The sequence below is a fragment of the Pseudomonas sp. Pseusp21 genome, assembly GCF_059492145.1.
Genome location: NZ_CP168520.1, coordinates 6244259 through 6266916 on the forward strand (window position 1 = coordinate 6244259; position 22658 = coordinate 6266916).

Annotated in this window: 3 protein-coding genes; all 3 read left to right on the forward strand. The window is 63.7% G+C overall.

What is annotated here, in order from left to right; translation table 11 throughout:
- Positions 1–146: 146 nt before the first annotated feature.
- Positions 147–13145 carry an amino acid adenylation domain-containing protein gene (locus ACEN93_RS28430; protein WP_495610808.1) on the forward strand — a complete coding sequence of 4333 codons (12999 nt, stop codon included), beginning with the start codon at positions 147–149 and terminating at the stop codon, positions 13143–13145.
- Positions 13142–21442 (forward strand): amino acid adenylation domain-containing protein, encoded by an 8301-nt coding sequence (locus ACEN93_RS28435; protein ID WP_495610809.1) that lies wholly within the window; start codon positions 13142–13144, stop codon positions 21440–21442. The genes ACEN93_RS28430 and ACEN93_RS28435 overlap by 4 nt, the downstream gene beginning before the upstream one ends.
- 66 nt (positions 21443–21508) lie before the next feature.
- The gene (gene macA, locus ACEN93_RS28440; RefSeq protein ID WP_074687877.1) at positions 21509–22657 is read left to right on the forward strand and encodes a macrolide transporter subunit MacA; all 1149 of its coding nucleotides are present in this window, start codon (positions 21509–21511) and stop codon (positions 22655–22657) included.
- Position 22658: the final 1 nt, after the last annotated feature.

The window sequence follows — 22658 nt, forward strand, 5'->3', positions numbered from 1 at the left end:
GCCATGACTGGCCGGTCACGGGTCTTGTCCCCGCTTCCCATGTCAGACACCCAAGCCCCGATGTTTTAGCTTTTCCAGGCTGCGCGCCGCCGTACGGACTCGCCGCTGCGCGCTCCTTTTTCCCGAATTTACAGCAGGTTACCCCCATGCAATTTCGCGAGCTGATGGCTGTTATTTCCACCCATGCGATCCGCCTTCAACAGGACGATGAAGACCTGGTCATTCTGGGCGATGACGACGCACTGGACGATGCGTTGTGGGACAGCCTCGCCAAACACAAGGCGCAGTTGCTGGAACTGGTGGCGAGCCACGGCGGCGACTGGTCGAGCCCGGCGTTGCGCATCACCCCGGACATGCTGCCGCTGGTGCAACTGGATCAGCCGGCTATCGACCGCATCGTCGCCACCGTGCCGGGCGGCGTGGCGAATGTGCAGGACATCTATCCGCTGGCGCCGCTGCAGGAGGGGCTGCTTTATCACCATCTCTCCGCGCCGGAGGGGGATCCCTATGTGTCGCAGGCGCGGTTCACGTTCGACAGTCGCGAACGGCTGGAGGCATTCACCGAAGCGTTGCGTCGGGTGATCGAGCGCCATGACATTTTGCGCACCTCCATCCTCTGGGAGCATCTGGACGAACCTGTGCAGGTGGTCTGGCGTGAAGCCCCGCTGGTCTGTGAGGAAGTCGATCTGAATGACCGTGAGGATGTACTCGCGCAATTGCTGGCACGCCACGACCCACAATATTTCCGCCTCGACCTGCAACAGGCCCCGTTGCTGCGGCTGGTGTTCGCCGAGGATCCGGTCAACGACCGGGTGGTCGCATTGTTGCTGTTCCATCACATGATCATGGATCACGTCGCGCTCGATGTGGTGCGCCGGGAAATTCAGGCCTACCTGTCCGGCCGCGATGCCGAAGTCGCGAGGGCGGTGCCGTTTCGCGACCACCTGGCGAGGGCACGTCTGGGGTCGGATGAGCAAGCGCATCAAGACTTTTTCCGCGAGATGCTCGGCGAAATCGACGAGCCGACACTGCCCGGTGGCTTGCACGATGTACAAGGTGACGGGCAGGGCATCGAGGAAGTCTCGTGCATGCTCGACAGCGATCTGAGCCAGCGCCTGCGTACCCACGCGCGACAATCGGGGGTGAGCGTGGCGAGCCTGATGCACCTGGCCATGGCGCGGGTGCTGGGTCAGCTGTGCGGGCGCTCGGCGGTGGTGTTCGGCACCGTTCTGTTGGGACGGATGAACGCGGCCGACGGTGTCGAACAGGCCTTGGGGATGTTCATCAATACCTTGCCTTTGCGGGTGGATGTCGGCGCGTCGAGCGTTCATGACGGCGTGCTGGCGACGCACCGGCGCCTGACCGCGCTGCTCGCCCATGAGCAGGCGTCCCTGGCACTGGCCCAGCGTTGCAGCGCCGTGGCGGTACCGACGCCGCTGTTCAGCGCCATGCTCAACTACCGCCACAGCAGTGTGGAGGAAGTCGCCGAAGTGATCGAGCTGTCGCCGGGAGTGCAGGTGCTGGGCGCCCGCGAGCGCACCAATTACCCGCTGACCGTCAACATCGATGACCTCGGTCAGGACCTGCGCATCACGGTGCTGGCCGACGCGACGCTTGGCGCCTCACGCATCGCCGGTTACCTGCGCACGGCACTGGACAGTCTCGTCGATGCGCTGCAGAACAACCCGCAAGCCGCATTGCACAGCCTCAACATCCTGCCGCCCGCGGAGCGTGAACACTGGCTGTATGGCGTCAATACACCGAGGGCGAGTTTTCTCGACACGCCGTTGATCCATCAGCAATTCGAAGCGCATGCGCACACTCGGCCCGAGGCGGTCGCGTTGCTGTTCGAGGGGCGAACTTACAGCTATGGAGCACTCAACCGACAGGCCAACCAGGTGGCCCATCGTTTGCTCGCCCTTGGCATCCGTCCGGATGACCGGGTAGCGATCTGCGTCGAGCGCGGCCCGCAAATGATCGCCGGCCTGCTCGGCGTGCTCAAAGCGGGTGCCGGATATGTGCCGATCGATCCGGCTTATCCGCTGGAGCGCATCACCTTCACTTTGCAAGACAGTGCGCCGGTGGCGGTGCTGATGCAGGCCGCGACTCTGGATCGGATTGCCGGGCTATCCGTGCCGCAGATCGACCTCGACGAACAAGGTTTGCAAAATGAACCGGCGTTCAATCCACAGATCCCGGACTTGAATCCGGCGCATCTGGCCTACGTGATCTACACCTCTGGCTCCACCGGGCTGCCCAAAGGGGTGATGGTCGAGCACCGCAACGTGGCACGCCTGTTTGGCGCGACCCACGATTGGTTCCGGTTCAATGCGCAAGACGTCTGGGCGTTGTTCCATTCGTTTGCCTTTGATTTCTCGGTCTGGGAAATCTGGGGTGCGCTGGCGTACGGCGGACAGTTGCTGGTGGTGCCGCAACACATCAGTCGCTCGCCGGACGAGTGTTACGCGTTGCTCTGCCGCTCGGGCGTCACCGTACTCAACCAGACGCCAAGCGCGTTCCGGCAGTTGGTCGCCGCCCAAGGCCGCAGCCCGTTGCAGCATTCGCTGCGCGAGGTGATTTTTGGCGGTGAAGCGCTGGAGCCGGGATCGCTCAAGCCCTGGTATGCGCGGGTCGGCAACGCCGGCACCCGGCTGGTGAATATGTACGGCATCACCGAAACCACGGTGCATGTGACCTATCGCCCGCTGGTGGTGGCAGACGCGCAACTGACCGCCAGCAGCCCGATCGGCGTGCGCATTCCCGACCTGCAGCTGTACGTCCTCGATGCCCGGCGGGAACCCGTACCGGCCGGAGTGACCGGTGAGTTGTATGTGGGTGGCGCCGGGGTTGCCCGTGGTTACCTGAATCGTGAGGCGTTGACCGCCGAGCGCTTTATCGCCGATCCGTTCAGCGAGCATGCCGAAGCGCGTTTGTACAAGACCGGCGATCTGGCACGCTGGACGGTGGAGGGCGAACTCGAATACCTGGGACGCAACGATGACCAGGTGAAAATCCGTGGTTTCCGTATCGAACTTGGCGAGATTCAGGCACGTCTTGCAGCCTGCGACGGCGTGCGCGATGCGCTGGTGATCGCCCGCGAGGACAGCCCTGGCGACACGCGTCTGGTGGCCTACTGGCTGGCCGCCGAAGGTGTCGAACCGAGCGTTGCGCAATTGCGCGATCACCTGCTGGCATCGCTGGCCGAGCATATGGTGCCGGGCGCGTTCGTGCGCCTCGATGCCTTCCCGCTGACGGCCAACGGCAAACTCGATCGCCGGGCGTTGCCGCAGCCGGACAGCGAAGCCTTCGCCCGGCGGGCGTTTGAAGCACCGCTTGGCGAAATCGAAACCCGCATCGCTGTGATCTGGCAGACCTTGCTCGGGCTGGAGCGGGTGGGCAGGCATGACAATTTCTTCGAGCTGGGCGGTCATTCGCTGCTGGCGGTGAAGCTGATCGAACGCATGCGTCAGCAAAACATGCAGTGCGACGTCCGCGTGCTGTTCGGCCAGCCGAGCGTGGCTGCACTCGCCGCGACGCTGGGAGGGGACGCCACGGTCAGCGTGCCGGCCAACCGCATCGAACCCGGTTGCACCCGCATCACCCCGGACATGCTGCCGCTGGCCACGCTGGATCAAGCGGCCATCGACCGTATCGTCGAGACCGTCGAGGGCGGTATCGACAACGTGCAGGACATCTACGCCCTGGCACCGTTGCAGTCAGGAATCCTCTATCACCATCTGGCCATTGCCGACGGTGACCCGTACGTGTTGCAAGCGCAGTTCGCCTTCGACGGACTGGCGCAGATCAAGGCGTTCGTCCGCGCGTTGAACAGTGTCATCGCCCGGCACGACATCCTGCGTACCAGTGTGGTCAGGGAAAACCTCGACGAGCCAGTGCAAGTGGTGTGGCGTTCGGCGCCGCTGGCACTGGAGCGGGTGGATGCCGATCCGCAGGACGGTGATGTGTTACAGCAAATGCAGGCGCGCTTCGATCCGCGACACTATCGCCTGGACTTGCAGCGTGCGCCGTTGATGCGCTTCGCCTACACCGAGGACCCTTTGCAAAACCGCTGGGTCGGGATCCTGCTGTTGCACCACATCGTGCTCGATCACACCGCGCTTGAGGTGTTGGTGGCCGAGATGAGCGACGCCCTTGACGGGCAAGTCGGCGTGCTGCCGCCGCCCGTGCAATACCGCAACTATGTCGCTCAGGCCCGTCTCGGTTCGAATGCCGAGGCCCATGAAGCATTCTTTCGCGAGATGCTTGGCGACATCGCTGAACCGACCCTGGCGTTCGGCCTGCGGGACGTACTCGGCGATGGCACAAACATCGTGGACAGCGAACTGGCACTGGATGAGCATCTTGCCGGGCGCCTGCGCCAACAGGCCCGCACGCTGGGCATCAGTGTTGCGAGTCTGGTGCATCAGGCCTGGGGCCAGGTACTTGCCCAGGTCTGCGGGCGTGAGGAAGTGGTATTCGGCACGGTGTTGCTGGGGCGCATGCAGGGTGGCGAGGGCGCCGATCGTTCGTTGGGCATGTTCATCAACACCCTGCCGCTGCGGGTCCATGTCGGGGCAACGACGGTGGAGGCGGGTGTCAGGTCTACCCACGAGCGTCTGGCGCAACTGCTGGTGCATGAGCAAGCGCCGCTGATGCTGGCTCAACGTTGCAGTGGCGTGACGGGTTCGCAACCGCTGTTCAATACCTTGCTCAACTATCGCCACAGTGCGCAACAGACGGCGACGCCGGGATGGGAAGGCATCCGGATTCTCGATTCTCGTGAGCGCAGCAACTATCCGCTGGTGGTCAGCGTCGACGACCTTGGACAGGGCTTCCGGCTTGCTGTGCAGGCAGTGCCCGAAGTGGATGGCGCGCGGGTCTGCGATTACCTGCAAACGGCACTGCACAATGTGCTGAGCGCGCTGGAGCAGGATCGCCATGCGCCATTGAATCAGGTGTCGATTCTGTCGGCGGCCGAACGCCAGCGCGTGCTGGTCGGTTTCAATGTCACCGGTCGCGACTTTGCTCACGGCCATGTGGTGCACCAATTGTTTGAAGCGCGAGCGGCGAGCCAACCCGATGCTGTGGCAGTGGTGCAGGGCGGGCAAAGTCTGAGCTACGACGGCTTGAACCGCTGCGCCAATCGTCTGGCCCATCACCTGATCGGCCTCGGTGTGCAACCGGACGATCGCGTCGCGCTCTGTGTGCAGCGGGGTCCGCAGATGCTGGTCGGGCTGCTGGCGATCCTCAAGGCTGGCGCCGGTTATGTTCCGGTCGATCCGGCACATCCGGCGGAACGGATCGCTTACCTGCTGCAGGACAGCGATCCGGTGGCGGTTCTGGCACAGACGGCCACTCGCGACCTGCTGGGTGCCGTGCCGGTGATCAATCTTGACAGCGACGCCTGGCAGCATCTGCCGGACAGCAATCCACGACTGCCGAACCTGACCCCCGAGCATCTGGCCTATGTGATCTACACCTCGGGCTCCACTGGCCAGCCGAAAGGCGTGATGGTCGAACACGCGACCTTGGAAAATCTCGTGCACTGGCACGTCGATGCCTTTGACCTGCAGGCCGGCAGTCACACCGCCAGCGTGGCCGGTTTCGGTTTTGATGCGATGGCCTGGGAAGTCTGGCCGGCGCTGTGCGTCGGCGCGACATTGCACCTGCCGCCGGAATCGGTGAGCAACGAGCATCTGGACGAACTGCTCGACTGGTGGCGCGCGCAGCCGTTGCAGGTCAGCTTCCTGCCGACGCCGGTGGCCGAATATGCCTTCAGCCGCGAACTGCAACATCCGACCCTGCGCACCTTGCTGATCGGCGGCGACAAGCTGCGGCAGTTCAATCGTGAGCAGAGCTTTGCGGTGATCAACAACTACGGCCCGACCGAGGCTACGGTGGTCGCGACGTCCGGCCCGGTCGAAGTTGGGCAACCGCTGCACATCGGCCGGCCGATTGCCAACGCCAAGGTCTATCTGCTGGATGAGCAGCAACGGCCCGTGCCGGTGGGCGTCACGGGCGAGTTGTATGTCGCAGGTGCGGGCGTGGCGCGGGGTTACCTCAACCGTCCCGATCTGACCGCCGAGCGCTTCCTGAATGATCCGTTCAACGAAGGGCGCATGTACCGCACCGGCGACCTTGCGCGCTGGTTGGCAGACGGCAACATCGAATACCTGGGCCGCAACGACGATCAGGTGAAACTACGTGGCGTACGGGTTGAACTGGGGGAAATCGAAGCGGCGCTGGCCAGCCATCCGGCAGTGCAGGACGCAGTAGCGCTGGTGCGCGACGGGCAATTGCTGGTGTGGTTCACCGAGCATGCGCCTACCGATATCGAAGCCCTGCGCAATCATCTGCAAACGCGTCTACCGCAAGTGCTGATCCCGGCGGCTTACGTGCGCCTCGACGCCTTGCCGCTGACCGCCAACGGCAAACTCGACCGCAAGGCCTTGCCGGAACCGGATCAGAACGCCTGGCTCAGCCGCGAATACGAAGCCCCGCAAGGCCCGGTGGAAACCGCGCTGGCGCAGATCTGGGCTGACGTGTTGAAACTGGAGCAGGTCGGACGCCACGACAACTTCTTCGAACTGGGTGGCCACTCGTTGCTGGCCGTGAGCCTGATCGAACGCTTGCGCCAGATCGGTCTGAACACCGATGTGCGCGTGCTGTTCAGCCAGCCGACCCTGGCAGCCCTGGCGGCTGCGGTGGGCAGCGGTCGCGAAATCGAAGTGCCGGCCAATCGCATTCCCGCTGATTGCAGCCACATCACTCCGGAACTGCTGAGTCTGACCGAGCTGGATCAGTCGAGCATCGACCGGATCGTCGCCAGCGTGCCGGGCGGCGCCGCCAACGTGCAGGACATTTATCCGCTGGCGCCGTTGCAGGAAGGCATTCTTTACCACCACCTGAGCGCCGCCGAGGGCGATCCCTACTTATTACAGTCATGTCTGGCCTTTGCCAGCATCGAGCGCCTGCGCGCTTTTGCCAACGCCTTGCAAAAGGTGATTGCGCGTCACGACATCCTGCGCACCAGCGTGGTTTGGGAAGGATTGCCGAGCCCGCAGCAAGTGGTATGGCGAGAAGCTGCGCTGATGGTGCAACCGGTGGCTCTTGATCCACTGGATGGCGATATCCTCCATCAGTTGCGTGCACGCTTCGATGCCCGGGATTATCGCCTCGACCTCGGTCAGGCACCGCTGATCCGTCTGGTATATGCCGAAGATCCGCTGCATGACCGGGTGGCAGGTGTGCTGTTGTTTCATCACGTCGTGCTGGATCACACCGCGCTGGAGGTGGTTCGCCGGGAAATGCAATTGTATCTGCCGGGGCAGGTTGAGTCTTTGCCGCCTGCCGCGCCCTACCGCAACTACGTACATCAGGCTCGCCAAGGCATCAGCGAGGAAGAACACGAAAGCTTCTTTCGCGAGATGCTCGGTGATATTGACGAGCCGACCCTGCCATTCGGCTTGCAGGACGTACAGGGCGACGGCCGCAACATCGAGGAGCATTCGCTGGCGCTGCCGGTGCAATTGAATCGGCACTTGCGCCGACAGGCGCGGCAATACGGGGTCAGCGTCGCAAGCCTGTTTCATCTCGCCTGGGCGCGGGTGCTGGCGGCGACTTCCGGACGCCGGGACGTGGTGTTCGGCACCGTGCTGCTGGGGCGGATGCAAGGCGGCGAGGGCGCGGATCGGGCTTTGGGGATGTTCATCAACACCTTGCCGTTGCGCGTGGAAGTTGCCGGGCAAAGTGTGAGCGAAGCGGTTCGAACGGTTCATGAGCGGTTGGCGGCTTTACTGGGACATGAGCATGCGTCGCTGGCACTGGCTCAGCGTTGCAGCGCCGTGGCCGCCCCTTTGCCGCTGTTCAGCGCGGTACTCAACTATCGACACAGCGGCCACGACGCTGCGCGACAGACGGTTGACCCGGTCTGGCAAGGCATCGAATTCCTGGCCCAGGACGGGCGCACGAATTATCCGCTGACCTTGAGCATCAACGACCGGGGCGATGGCTTCAATCTGTCGGTGCTGACCCCGGATCATGTGGGGGCGCAGCGGGTCTGCGAGCTGATGCACAGCGCTCTGACGGAGCTGGCGACAGCGTTGGCTGACAACCCCGGACAGGCCTTTGAACGTCTCAACGTCCTGTCAGCGGCGGCGCGCGCGCAGCTGCTTGGCGACTTCAACGCGAGCACGGCGGTTTACCCGTCAGCGCAAGGTGTTCATCGTCTGTTCGAAGCGCAGGTTGCGCGCACGCCGGATGCCGTGGCGGTTCAGGCGGGCACGCAGCGCCTGACGTTCAGGCAATTGAACCAGCGCGCCAATCGCCTGGCCCATCATCTGCAGGGGCTGGGGGTCACTACCGAGACACGAGTGGCGATCTGTCTCAAACGCAGCCCGGACATGCTGGTCGGGCTGTTGGCGATCCTCAAGGCCGGCGCCGCTTATGTACCGGTCGACCCGGCTTATCCGCCCGAGCGAATTGCTTACATGCTGGCCGACAGTGCGCCGAGGGTGGTACTGGTTCGCGATGTAGCTTTGCCGAATCAGGCTGGCGTACCTGTGATTGATCTTGCCCATGAGACCTGGCAAGACCTGTCGGTTGCTGATCCGCAGGTTGCCGAGTTTACGCCGGACGACCTGGCCTACGTGATCTACACCTCAGGCTCCACCGGCCAGCCGAAAGGCGTGATGGTCGAACACGCGACCCTGGAAAACCTTGTGCACTGGCACGCCGAAGCCTTTGACCTGCAGGCTGGCAGCCACACCGCCAGCGTGGCCGGGTTCGGCTTCGATGCGATGGCCTGGGAAGTCTGGCCGGCGTTGTGCGTCGGTGCGACGTTGCATCTGCCGCCGGAATCGGTGAGCAACGAGCATCTGGACGAACTGCTTGACTGGTGGCGGGCGCAGCCGTTGCAGGTCAGCTTCCTGCCAACTCCAGTGGCCGAATATGCGTTCAGCCGCGAACTGCAACATCCGACCCTGCGTACCTTGCTGATTGGTGGCGACAAGCTGCGTCAGTTCAGCCGTGAACAGACCTTCTCGGTGATCAACAACTACGGCCCGACCGAAGCCACGGTGGTCGCGACGTCCGGCCGGGTCGAAGTCGGCCAGCCGCTGCACATCGGTCGGCCGATGGCCAACGCCCGAATCTATCTGCTCGATGACCAGCAACGTCCGGTGCCCGTGGGTGTGACGGGTGAGTTGTACGTCGCCGGCGCTGGCGTGGCGCGCGGTTACCTGAACCGTCCCGATCTGACCGCCGAACGCTTCCTGAATGATCCGTTCAACGAAGGACGCATGTACCGAACCGGCGACCTCGCACGCTGGCTGGCGGACGGCAACATCGAGTACCTGGGCCGCAACGACGATCAGGTGAAACTGCGCGGCGTGCGGGTTGAACTGGGGGAAATCGAAGCCGCCCTGAGTACCCATCCGGCAGTGCAGGACGCAGTAGCGCTGGTGCGCGACGGGCAGTTGCTGGTGTGGTTCACCGAGCGAGCGCCGACTGATATCGAAGCTCTGCGCAATCATCTGCAAACCCGGTTGCCGCAAGCGCTGATCCCGGCGGCTTATGTGCGACTCGACACTTTGCCGCTGACCGCCAACGGCAAACTCGACCGCAAGGCCTTGCCGGAGCCGGATCAAAGCGCCTGGCTCAGCCGCGAATACGAAGCCCCGCAAGGCCCGGTGGAAACCGCGCTGGCGCAGATCTGGGCCGACGTGTTGAAACTGGAGCAGGTCGGACGCCACGACAACTTCTTCGAACTGGGCGGCCACTCGTTGCTGGCCGTCGGCCTGATCGAGCGTCTGCGCCAGATCGGCCTGAACACCGACGTGCGTGTGCTGTTCAGCCAGCCGACTCTGGCTGCACTGGCTGCGGCGGTGGGCAGCGGTCGCGAAATCGAAGTGCCGGCCAATCGCATTCCTGCCAACTGCACCCACATCACCCCGGAGCTGCTGAGCCTGACCGAACTGGATCAGTCGAGCATCGACCGGATCGTCGCCAGCGTGCCGGGTGGCGCCGCCAACGTGCAGGACATTTATCCGCTGGCGCCGTTGCAGGAGGGCATCCTCTATCATCACTTGAGCGCGGAGCAGGGCGACCCGTACCTGCTCCAATCGCGGCTGGCCTTCGACAGCGTCGAGCGTGTGGAAGCGTTCGCGGCGGCGCTGCGCCAGGTCATTGCCCGTCACGACATCCTGCGCACGGCGGTGATCTGGCAGAAGCTGGCCGAGCCGATGCAAGTGGTCTGGCGTCACGCAGACTTGCCTGCGCAGGAAATAGTGCTCGATCCGGCGGATGGCGACATCCTTGACCAGTTGCACGAGCGTTTCGATGCCCGGCACTACCGGCTCGACATCAGCCAGGCGCCGTTGCTGCGCCTGGTGTATGCCCGTGATCCGGCTCACAACCGGGTGGTCGCGATGTTGCTGTTCCACCATCTTGTGCTCGATCACACCGCGCTGGACGTGGTGCAGCACGAAATGCTCGCCTGCCTGCAAGGGCGCGAAGCCTCGCTGGGCGCGGCGGTGCCTTACCGCAACTACGTAGCGCAGGCGCGGCTGGGTGTCAGCGAGCAGGAGCACGAAGCGTTCTTCCGCGACATGCTCGGCGACATCGACGAGCCGACCCTGCCGTTCGGCTTGCAGGATGTGCAGGGAGACGGTCGCGACATTGAGGAAACGCAACAGGCCCTGACCGCCGCCACCGGCCAGCGTCTGCGCAGTCTCGCGCGGCAACTGGGCATCAGCGTGGCCAGCCTGTTCCACCTCGCGTGGGCGCAGGTGTTGGCGGCGACGTCCGGTCAGGAGCGGGTGGTGTTCGGCACGGTGCTGATGGGCCGGATGCAGGGCGGCGAGGGTGCCGACCGGGCGTTGGGGATGTTCATCAACACCTTGCCGCTGCGGGTCGATCTGGGAGCAACCCCGGTGCGTGATGGGGCTCGGGCGACGCATGCGCGGCTCAGTGCGCTGCTTGGCCATGAACACGCGTCACTGGCGCTGGCCCAGCGTTGCAGCGGCGTGGCCGCGCCGTCGCCGCTGTTCAGTTCGATGCTCAACTACCGGCACAGCGCTGATGAAGCTCAACAGCAAAACCTTCGTCAGGCCTGGCAAGGCATCGAGACCCTGAGCAGCGAAGAGCGCACCAACTATCCGCTGAGTCTGGGCGTCGATGATCTGGGCAGCGGGTTCATGCTCACCGCCATGACCCCGGCGAGCATCGGTTCGCAGCGGATCTGCGACTACATGCAGACCGCGCTGGAGCAACTGGCGGATGCTCTGGAGCAGGCTCCGGATCAGCCGCTGAACCGCTTGCCGATCCTTGAAGGCGCAGAGCGTCAGCGTGTCCTTTACGATCTCAATGTCACCGGCACCGCCGACGATCTGGAGCAAACCGTTCACGGGCTGTTCGAAGCGCAAGTACAACGCACGCCGCAAGCCGTTGCTTTGCAGGCCGGTGAACAGCGGCTGACCTACGCCGAACTCAACGCACAGGCCAATCGCCTGGCCCATTACCTGCGTGAGCTGGGCGTGGGGCCGGATTCGCGGGTGGCGATCTGTGTCGAGCGCGGGCTGGAGCTGATCGTCGGTCTGCTCGCCATCCTCAAGGCCGGCGGTGCCTATGTGCCGCTGGACCCGGCGTACCCGGCGGAACGTCTGGATTACATGCTCAAGGACAGCGCGCCGGTAGCGGTGCTGGTGCATGGGGCGACTCGCGCTTTGCTCGACGAGAGCACCGCGCGGGTGATCGATCTGGATCAGGCGCAATGGACATCCAACCCGGATGACAACCCGCAAGTACCGGGCCTGAGCGCCTCGAACCTTGCCTACGTGATCTACACCTCCGGCTCGACGGGGGCGCCGAAGGGCGTGATGGTCGAGCATCGCGGCGTGGGCAATCTGCTGCACTGGAGTTCGCAGCTGTGTCCCGCCGTGGCCGACGGCGCCCTGTTACAGAAAACCCCGTTCAGTTTCGATGCCTCGGTCTGGGAGCTGTTCTGGCCGTTGAGCGCCGGTCTGCGATTGGTGCTGGCGCGTCCCGACGGACACCGCGAACCGGCGTATCTGGCGCAGGTGATTCGCGAGCAACGGATCAGCGTGATCCAGTTCGTACCGGTGCTGTTGCAACAGTTCCTGGAGCAGGACGACGTCAGCCAGTGCAGCAGCCTCACCGATGTGTTCTGTGGCGGCGGCGACCTGACGCCGGCGCTGGCCCGCCTTGTGCGCGTGCGTTTGCCGCAAGTGCGCTTGCACAACGTTTACGGCCCGACCGAAGCCACGGTCGACAGCACGGTGTGGACGCTGGAACCGTCGATGCCGGTGCCGGACAGCGCGTTGCCGATCGGACGGCCGATCAACAACACCCGTCTGTATGTCCTCGATGCCGCCCAGCGGCCGGTGCCGATGGGCGTGATCGGTCAGTTGTTCATTGGTGGTGCCGGGGTTGCGCGGGGCTATCTGGGCCTGCCGCAATTGATGGCCGAACGGTTTATCCCGAGCCCGTTCGTGGCCGGCGATCGGCTGTACGCCACGGGCGACCGGGTGCGCTATCGCACCGATGGCCAGCTCGAATTCATCGGGCGCAACGACTTCCAGGTCAAGCTGCGTGGCCTGCGTCTGGAACCGGGTGAAATCGAGGCGCAATTGCTCAGCCATCCGGCGCTGCGCGAAGCCGTGGTGCTGGTGCGTGATGAGCGTCTGGTGGCGTACTTCACCTGGCACGCCGAAGCCGGGCAGCCGGGGATCGAGGCGTTGCGCGAACACTTGCTCGCACGCTTGCCCGATTACATGGTGCCGTCGGCATTCGTTGCGCTCGACAGCCTGCCGCTGAGCCCCAACGGCAAGGTCGATCGCAAGGCGCTGCCCGGACCGGATTTGGCTGCGGTCAGCATTCGCGAATACGAAGCGCCGGTCGGCGAGATGGAAATCCTCCTCGCGGCACTGTGGTGCGAATTGCTCAAAGTCGAGCGCGTCGGGCGGCAAGACCATTTCTTTGAGCTGGGAGGGCATTCGTTGCTGGCGGTCAGCCTGATCGGGCGCCTGCAACAGGCAGGTATCGAAGCCGATGTCCGGACGTTGTTCGAGCAACCGACTCTGGCTGGTTACGCAGCCATCACGGAAAGAATGGAGATCGTCCTGTGAACCTGAATGAACTGTTGGCGACGCTGAAGACAAAAGACATCCAGTTGGCAATCACGGACGGGCAATTACGGGTCAATGGCAACAAGCAGGCCCTGAGTGAATCGGCCTTGCTGGCCGCATTGCGCGAGCACAAACCAGCATTGATCGAGCTGATCGAGGCGGGCGGTTACTCGCCCGCACGGGAAGGGCAGGTTGCAGTGCCGGTCAATGGCATTTCACCGGGCACAACACGGGTCACCCCGGCGATGCTGACAATGGTTGACCTGAGCCAGGACACCCTCGATCAAATTGTCGCGCAGATCCCTGGCGGCGGCGCCAATGTCCAGGACATCTATCCACTGACGCCGTTGCAGGAGGGCATCCTCTACCACCACGCGAGCGCTGCACAGGGTGATCCGTATGTGATGCAGGCGAAATTCGCGTTCAGCGGACCCGAGCGGTTCGAGGCATTCGTTCGGGCTCTGCAGACTGTCATCGAGCGCCACGACATTCTGCGCACCGCCATCGTCTGGGAAGGACTGGACACGCCGGTGCAAGTCGTCCTGCGAAGTGTCGAGTTGCCTTTGGAGAACGTGCAGCTTGATGCGGCTGAGGGCGATGTCCTTGAGCAGTTGCATGCGCGATTCGACGCCCGGCATTTCCGTCTCGACGTGACACGTGCGCCGCTATTGCGCCTGGCTCATGCCCGGGATTCAGAGACCGGGCGTATCGTCGCGATGTTGCTGTTTCACCACATGGCGATGGATCACTCGGCGCTCGCGGTGGTCAGCGAGGAAATGCAGGCGTGCCTGTCAGGACAGAGCACCAGACTGGGAGCGCCCGTACCGTTTCGCAATTATGTCGCCCAGGCGCGGCTAGGCATCAGCGAGTCCGAGCACGAGGCGTTTTTCCGCGAGATGCTCGGTGACATCGACGAGCCGACGTTGCCGTTCGGCCTGCAAGGCGTACATGGCGACGGCAGCGACATCGAAGAGTGCGGTGTGCCACTTGACCCGTTGCTGGGACAGCGCCTGCGAGCCAGTGCCCGGTCGCTCGGGGTGAGTGTCGCGAGTCTGTTCCATCTCGGCTGGGGGCAGGTCCTGAATGCACTCACCGGCAAGTCCGCCGTTGTGTTCGGTACCGTGCTGATGGGGCGAATGCAAGGGGCGGAGTCGACCGACCGCGCGCTGGGCATTTTCATCAACACCTTGCCGCTCCGGGTCGAGGTCTGCGCGCTGGCAGCGAGTGACTCGGTGAAGGCCACCCATGCACGTCTGACCAGCCTGATGCGCCATGAGCACGCACCGCTGGTGCTGGCCCAGCGCTGCAGTGGGGTGGTCGGGTCATCGCCGCTATTCAGTTCGCTGCTCAATTATCGGCACAGCACCTCAAGTGCCAATGCCAGTGCCGAAGCGCTCTCGGCCTGGGAGGGGATCAGCGTCCTGCATGCGGAGGAACGCACCAATTACCCGCTGACCTTGAGCATCGATGACTTTGGCGATCACTTCAGCCTGACGCTGCTGGCCACCCGTGAAGTCGAGGCGCAGCGCATCTGCGGCTATATGTTGTGTGCCATGGAAAACCTGTTGCAGGCGCTGGAGCACGCGGCGGATACGCCGTTGAGTCAACTGTCGGTGTTGCCCGGCCTGGAGCGCGAACAGCTGTTGAAAGAGTTCAACGCCAGCGATGTCGAATACCCTCGCGGACAGACGATTCATCAACGCTTCGAGGCGCAGGTCGTCGCGCGACCGCAAGCGCTGGCGGCGGTGCATCTGGACAAGCAACTGACGTTCCACGAACTGAACCGCCAGGCCAACCTTCTGGCGCATCGCTTGATCGATCTGGGTGTGCAGCCGGATGACCGGGTAGCCATCGTCGCCCGGCGAGGGCTGGATACCCTGGCCGGATTGCTCGCTGTCCTCAAGGCAGGCGCCGGGTATGTGCCGATCGACCCCGCGCATCCGGCCGAACGCTTGAATTATCTGCTGAGCGATTGCGAGCCAGTGGCGATTCTGACCTCGAGTGACCTGCTCGCACGGCTGCCGGGACAGGAGCTGCCGGTACTCGATCTCGACCCGCGCACCTGGCGCTCAGGCAATGACGCAAACCCAGTGGTAGCAGGTCTGTCCGAGGCGAACTTGGCTTATGTGATCTACACCTCGGGCTCCACCGGTTTGCCCAAGGGGGTGATGGTCGAACACCAGACACTGGCCAATCTGGTCGACTGGCACTGCAACGCCTTTGACCTGCGTACCGGTCGCCATACGTCGAGTCTGGCCGGGTTCGGCTTCGACGCAATGGCATGGGAAGTCTGGCCAGCTCTGTGCGTCGGCGCGACCCTGCACCTGGCGCCTGCGCAGGACGGCGGTGAAGACGTCGACGGGCTGCTGGCCTGGTGGTGCGCGCAACCGCTGGACGTGAGTTTCCTGCCGACTCCCGTCGCCGAATACGCCTTCAGCCGGCATCTCGAGCACCCGACATTGCGTACCCTGCTGATCGGCGGCGACCGCTTGCGTCAGTTTTCGCGCAATCAGCATTTCGATGTGATCAACAACTATGGCCCGACCGAAGCCACCGTCGTTGCCACGTCCGGACGGATCGAGGCGGGGGAGGCGCTACACATCGGTAAACCGGTGAGCAATACCTCGGTGTATCTGCTCGATGGCCAACAACGTCCGGTGCCGATCGGGGTGCCCGGCGAGCTGTATATCGGTGGCCGAGGCGTGGCGCGTGGTTACTTGAACCGTGCGCAACTGACCGCCGAACGCTTTCTGCCGGACCCGTTCAGTGAACGACCGAATGCGCGTATGTATCGCACTGGCGACCTTGCTCGCTGGCGCCCGGACGGGACGATCGAATATCTGGGGCGCAACGATGACCAGGTGAAAATCCGCGGCATGCGCATCGAACTGGGGGAAATCGAAAGCCGTCTGCAGCAACTTCCCGGCATTCAGGAAGTGGTGCTGCTGGCCCGTGAAGACGAGCCCGGACAACCACGGCTGGTGGCCTATTTCACCGAGCAGGCGCAGGTGCAGCCACTGGCTGTGGCGCAACTGCGCGAGCATCTGCTGGGCCAGTTGCCCGAGTACATGGTGCCGGTCGCGTTCGTCAGACTCGACAGCCTGCCGCTGACCGCCAATGGCAAACTGGATCGCAAGGCCTTGCCGTTGCCGGAGCGCACGGCGCTGCTCACACGCGAATACGAGGCGCCGCAAGGCGAATTGGAATGCACGCTGGCGCAGATCTGGGCCGAAATTCTGCAGGTTGAACGGATAGGCCGACAGGATCATTTCTTTGAGCTGGGCGGCCATTCGTTGCTGGCCATGCGCATGGTCGCGCAGGTGCGTCAGCGACTGGGCGTGGAGCTTGCGCTCGGCGAGTTGTTCGCCAATGCCGACCTGGCGTCGGTGGCGCAGTCGCTTGCCCGGGCCGGACGCTCGACGCAGCCACCGATCCTGCCGGTGCCACGGGAAGGCGCATTGCCGCTGTCGTTTTCCCAGCAGCGCTTCTGGTTTCTGGCGCAGATGGAAGGTGCCAACACGGCTTACAACATTCCGATCGGTCTGCGTCTGCGCGGTGTGCTCGACGCCGATGCGCTACAGCGGGCGCTGGCCCGGATTGTCGCCCGCCACGAAAGCCTGCGCAGCCGTTTCACGCCGTACAACGGCGAAGCCCAGGTGCTGATTACTCCGCCCGACGGCGGTGTGCTGCTGCGGGTCGAGGACCTGCGCCAGCACCCGCAGGCCGATGAAGCCTTGCAGGCGCTGATTCAGGGGGAAGCTTCCGGCCCGTTCGACTTGCAGGATGATCCGTTGATTCGCGGACGGCTGGTGCGTATGGCGGACGATCACCATGTGTTGCTGATCACCTTGCATCACATCATCTCCGACGGTTGGTCGATGGAGGTGCTGACCCGCGAGCTGATGGCGTTGTATCAGGCTTTCAGTCAGGGGTTGGCGGACCCTTTGCCGCCGCTGGCGTTGCAATACACCGACTATGCCGTCTGGCAGCGACGCTGGCTGAGCGGGGAGGTTTTGCAGCGCCAGAGCGATTATTGGCAACGCACGCTGGCCGATGCGCCAGCCTTGCTGACGTTGCCTGCCGACCGACCGCGACCACCGCAACAGGATTACGCCGGCAGCAGCGTCGAAGTGTGCCTGGACGAGCGCTTGAGCGCCGGCCTCAAAGCCTTGAGCCAGCGCCATGGCGTGACGCTGTACATGACGATGCTGAGCGCGTGGGCGATGCTGCTCAGTCGTTTGGCCGGGCAATCGGACGTGGTGGTCGGTTCGCCGGTGGCCAACCGTTTCCGGGCCGAAATCGACGGATTGATCGGGTTGTTCGTCAATACCCTGGCGTTACGCATTGATACTTCCGGTGAGTTGAGCACCGAAGCGCTGCTGGCGCGGGTCAAGGCGCTGACCCTGCAGGCCCAGGCCCATCAGGACCTGCCCTTCGAGCAAGTGGTGGAAATCGCCCGACCGGCCCGCAGCCTGGCCCACAGCCCGCTGTTCCAGACCATGTTCAACTGGCGCAACAGCGACGGGCCGGTATTGGCGCTGGGGGATCTGACCCTGGAAGCGGTGGCGGAGCCGAGTCACTTCGCCAAGTTCGACCTGACCCTGACCCTGGGTGAATCGCCGAACGGGATAAATGGCTGGATGGAGTACGCCACAGCGCTCTTCGATGAGGCGACGGCACGGCGTTATGTCGGTTATTTCCAGCGCTTGTTGCAGGCCATGGTCAACAACGACCAGGCAGTGCTGGAACACGCGCAGATAATCGAGGATCAGGAACGCACGCAGTTGCTCGACGAATTCAACGCCACCGCACGGGATTGTCCGCAAGTGCTTACCGTGCACCGGATCTTCGAGATGCAGGCCGCCGAGCATCCGCAAGCCGTTGCCGCGGTGCACGGGACGCAGGTGTTGAGTTACGCAGAACTGAACCGCAGCGCCAACGGCCTGGCTCATCATCTCATCGCTCAAGGTGTGCAGCCCGGCGATCATGTGGCGATTCTGTTGCCACGCTCGCTGGAACTGTTGATCGCGCAGTTGGCGATCATCAAGTGTGCGGCGGCCTATGTGCCGCTGGACATCAACGCACCCGCCGAGCGTCAGGCATTCATGGTGCAGGATTGTCAGGCGGTCGCGCTGTTGACCGGCAGCGATCAGGCCTTCGAGTACCCGGTGCGACGAATGGATCTGGATACCCTGGCGCTTGCCGGGAGTCCTTCGCACAACCCGGATCTGCCTCAGTCCTCGGAGGCGCTGGCGTACATCATGTACACCTCGGGCTCCACGGGCACGCCGAAGGGGGTCATGGTGCCGCATCGCGGCATTACCCGCCTTGTGATCGACTGCGGCTACGCCGATTTCAACCCGAGTGATCGCGTGGCATTCGCTTCGAACCCGGCGTTCGATGCGAGCACCATGGATATCTGGGGCGCTTTGCTCAACGGTGGCCAGGTGGCCGTGATCGATCATGGGATTTTGCTCGACCCACAGGCATTCGGCCGGGAGCTGAGCCGGTGCGGGGCCACGATCCTCTTCGTCACCACCGCATTGTTCAATCAGTATGTGCAATTGATTCCCGAGGTGCTCAAAGGGCTGCGCATCCTGCTGTGCGGTGGGGAGCGTGGCGATCCGGCAGCGTTTCGAAAGCTGCTCGCCGAAGCACCGGACCTGCGCCTGGTGCATTGTTATGGCCCGACCGAAACCACGACGTACGCCACCACCTTCGAAGTGCGTGAGGTGGCGCCGGATGCCGACAGCGTCTCGATTGGCGGCCCCATCGGCAATACCCGCGTGTATGTGCTGGATAACCGGCAACAACCGGTGCCGTTCGGCGTCACCGGCGAGTTGTACATCGGTGGTCAGGGGGTTGCGCTGGGCTATCTGAATCGGCCTCAACTGAGTGCCGAGAAATTCCTCCGGGATCCGTTCAGCGATAACCCGCAAGCCTTGATGTATCGCACGGGCGACCTGGTCCGCTGGCAGGCGCCGGGGCGACTGGAATGTCTCGGCCGCAATGATGACCAGGTGAAGATCCGCGGCTTCCGGATCGAACTCGGAGAAATCGAAAACCGTCTGTTGAGCTGTCCGGGGGTCAAGGAAGCGGTGGTCGTGGCCCGACGCGACGGCCAGGAGCCAACGCGGCTGGTGGCCTATTACACGGCGCACGATCCTGCATTGCAGAGCGCTACTCTGCGCGCGCTGCTGCAAGCCAGGTTACCGGAGTACATGGTGCCGACCGCCTGGGTGGTGCTGGAGAGCCTGCCGCTGAACAACAACGGCAAGGTCGATCGCAAAGCCTTGCCCGCGCCGACACACCAAGCGCTGGTCATGCGTGACTATCAGGCGCCGGCCAATCCTCTTGAGGAATCACTGGCCGGGCTCTGGGCTGAAGTGTTGCAAGTCGGGCGGGTAGGCCGCCATGACAACTTCTTCGAACTGGGCGGGCATTCGCTGCTGGCGGTGCGGCTCGTCGATCTGATGCAAAAGGCCGACATGCCGGTTTCGTTGGCCGAGCTGTTCCAGCATCCAACTGTCGAGTCTGCTGCCACGCTGTTGTGCCAGCGCGATGACGCTGTGCAACACCATGACGGTGTGGTCGTGGTGCGAGCAAGCGAGCGGGGCACGCCGTTGTTCCTGGTGCATGAGTTCAGTGGTCGGGACCTGTATTTTCCGGCGCTGGGCCTGCATATCGGCGGCGAGTTCCCGATTTACGGCTTGCCGGGTATCGATCCCGGTATGGCGCAACTGCGCACCATGGAATGCCTGGCAACCCGGCTGGTCGAGGTGATCCGCGCCACACAACCCCACGGCCCCTATCGGCTTGCCGGCTGGTCGTTCGGTGGCGTGCTGGCTTATGAAATCGCGGCGCAACTACTCGGGATGGACGAGTCAGTGGCGTTCGTCGGGCTGATCGACTCCTACGTGCCACGTCTGGCCGATCCGGATAAGGCGCTGTGGAACGATGCACATGTACACAAGCGCCAATTGCTTCTGCATTGCACGGCGCATTGGGCCGGACGCGAGACGCAGGGGCAGCAGGCACTGGCGCGTCTGGCCATGTTGCAGACCGAACTTGAGCAGTGGGCGTTCGCCGATTTGTTCAACCATTGTCACGAACAACAGTTGCTCAGGCCCGAACTGGCGGCTGTCTCGTCGGCGGATGCCTGGCATTACCTCGACCGGGAAGTGGCCCACGGGCATGCGTTGGCGCATTACCGGATCAACCCGATCGGCCTGCCGTTGCATCTGCTGCGTGCCACGGAGCGTTCGGCGCAAATGTCACGACTCAGCGCCACGCGCGGTTGGGCTGAAGAATTGCCAGGTGCCGAGTTGCACTGCATCGACGTACCGGGCGATCACCAGAGCATGATGAAAGCACCGCACGTTCAGGCTCTGGGGCAGGCCCTGACTCAGGCGCTGGAAACGGCAACTGCGCCAGCGCCAACGGCCTATCAGCCGATCCTGACCATTCAGACCGGTCACACCGGACATGCACCGATTTTCTGCGTGCCGGGTGCCGGCGACAGTGTTACCGGGTTCCTCCACCTGACTGAGGCGCTGGGGCCGGAGTGGCCGATTCATGGGCTGCAACCCCGAGGCCTGGACGGCGCGACGGTGCCGCACAGCCGGGTCGAAAGCGCCGCCACGTTCTACCGGCGGGCGCTTGAACAGCTGTATCCGCAAGGACCGGTGCATTTGATCGGGCATTCGTTCGGTGGTTGGGTGGCCTACGCCATGGCGGCGCAGTTGCAGGCGGCGGGGCGCGAAGTGGCATCCCTGACGCTGATCGACAGTGAATCGCCGGGCGGCAACAGTGTGGTGGGCAAGCCTTACACCACGACGGCGGCGCTGTTGCGGCTGATCGAGTCGCTGCAACTGTCCAGCGGCAAGTCCCTGGGCATCGATGCGCTGACCTTCGCCGAAGCCGACGACAGCACGCAAATGCGCCTGCTGCACGAGGGGATGGTGCGCGCGGGTGTGCTGTCGGAGCGCGCGTCACTCGATGCGATGCAGGGCCCGGTGCGCACGTTCGCCGCCGCACTGCGCACGGTCTATCGGCCGGCGCTGGCCTACACCGGTCCGGTGCGTCTGGCGCTGGTGGACGACCCGACGCTGGACGCCTCGGGCAACCAGCGCGAACAGGCGGCGATGCTCGAAGGCTGGCAGCGTGAGGCCAGGGATCTGGCGGTGTGGTACGGCCCAGGCAACCACTTCACGATCCTCAAGGCGCCCAACGTCTTCAGTCTTGCGGCGTGGTGGCATGACGGGCTGACGGTGGCGGCGGGCCAAGTGTTGTCCTGATTGAAGTGTTTATCCTGGAACCCGGCCGCTGGCCGGGCTCAACCCTGAACGGAATTGTGGTCATTTATGGAACAGTCGAAGGTGCGCAAAGTCGGTCTGGGAATCGCGTTGACGCTGGTGGCCGGGTTGGTGTTCTACACGGTGCAGGCGCCGGCCGAGGCACCGCAATACCTGACCGCCACGGTCGAACGCGCTGACATTGAAAACGCAGTGCTGGCCACCGGTTTGCTGGAGGGCATCAAGCAGGTGGACGTCGGTGCCCAGGTTTCGGGGCAGTTGAAGTCGCTGAAGGTCAAGGTCGGCGACAAGGTCAAGAAGGGCCAGTGGCTGGCGGAAATCGATCCGTTGGTGCTGCAGAACACCCTGCGTCAGGCACAGGTCGATGAGGAGAATCTGCAAGCCCAGCGCCGGGCGACGCAGGCTCAGCTGCGCCAGACCAAGGCCATCTACGAGCGCTATCAGAATCTGCAGGAAGACGCCTCGATCTCGCGGCAGGATTTCGAAACCGCGCAATCGAACTACGAAGTGCAGCAGGCCAATCTGTTGTCGCTGGACGCGCAGATCAAGAGTGCGCATATCCAGATCGACACGGCCAAGGTCAATCTGGCCTACACGCGGATCGTCGCGCCCATCGACGGCGATGTGGTGGGCATCGTGACCCAGGAAGGCCAGACCGTGATCGCCAACCAGCTGGCGCCGATCCTGCTCAAACTGGCGGACCTGGACACCATGACCGTCAAGGCTCAGGTGTCGGAGGCCGATGTCATTCACATTGCACCGGGGCAGGAGGTGTACTTCACCATTCTTGGTGAGGACAAACGTTATTACGGCAAACTGCGCGGCACTGAGCCTGCGCCGCAGAACTTCCTCGAAACCCCGCCCGCCGGCACGCCGAAGCAGAACACCGCGGTGTTCTATAACGCGCTGTTCGAGGTGCCGAATCCCGATCACCGTTTGCGTATTTCCATGACCGCTCAGGTGCGGGTGGTGCTCGACACCGCCAAATCGGTGCTGACGATTCCGGTCGCCGCGCTGGGCCCACGCAACAGCGATGGCAGCTTCCCGGTGCGGGTGCTGGACGCCAAGGGCCAGGCGCAGTCGCGCAATGTGCAGACCGGGATCAACAACAACGTCAAGGTGCAGGTCAACGAAGGCCTGGCCGAAGGCGACCGGGTGGTGATCGGTGATCCGGTGACGAAAGTGGCAGGGGCATGAG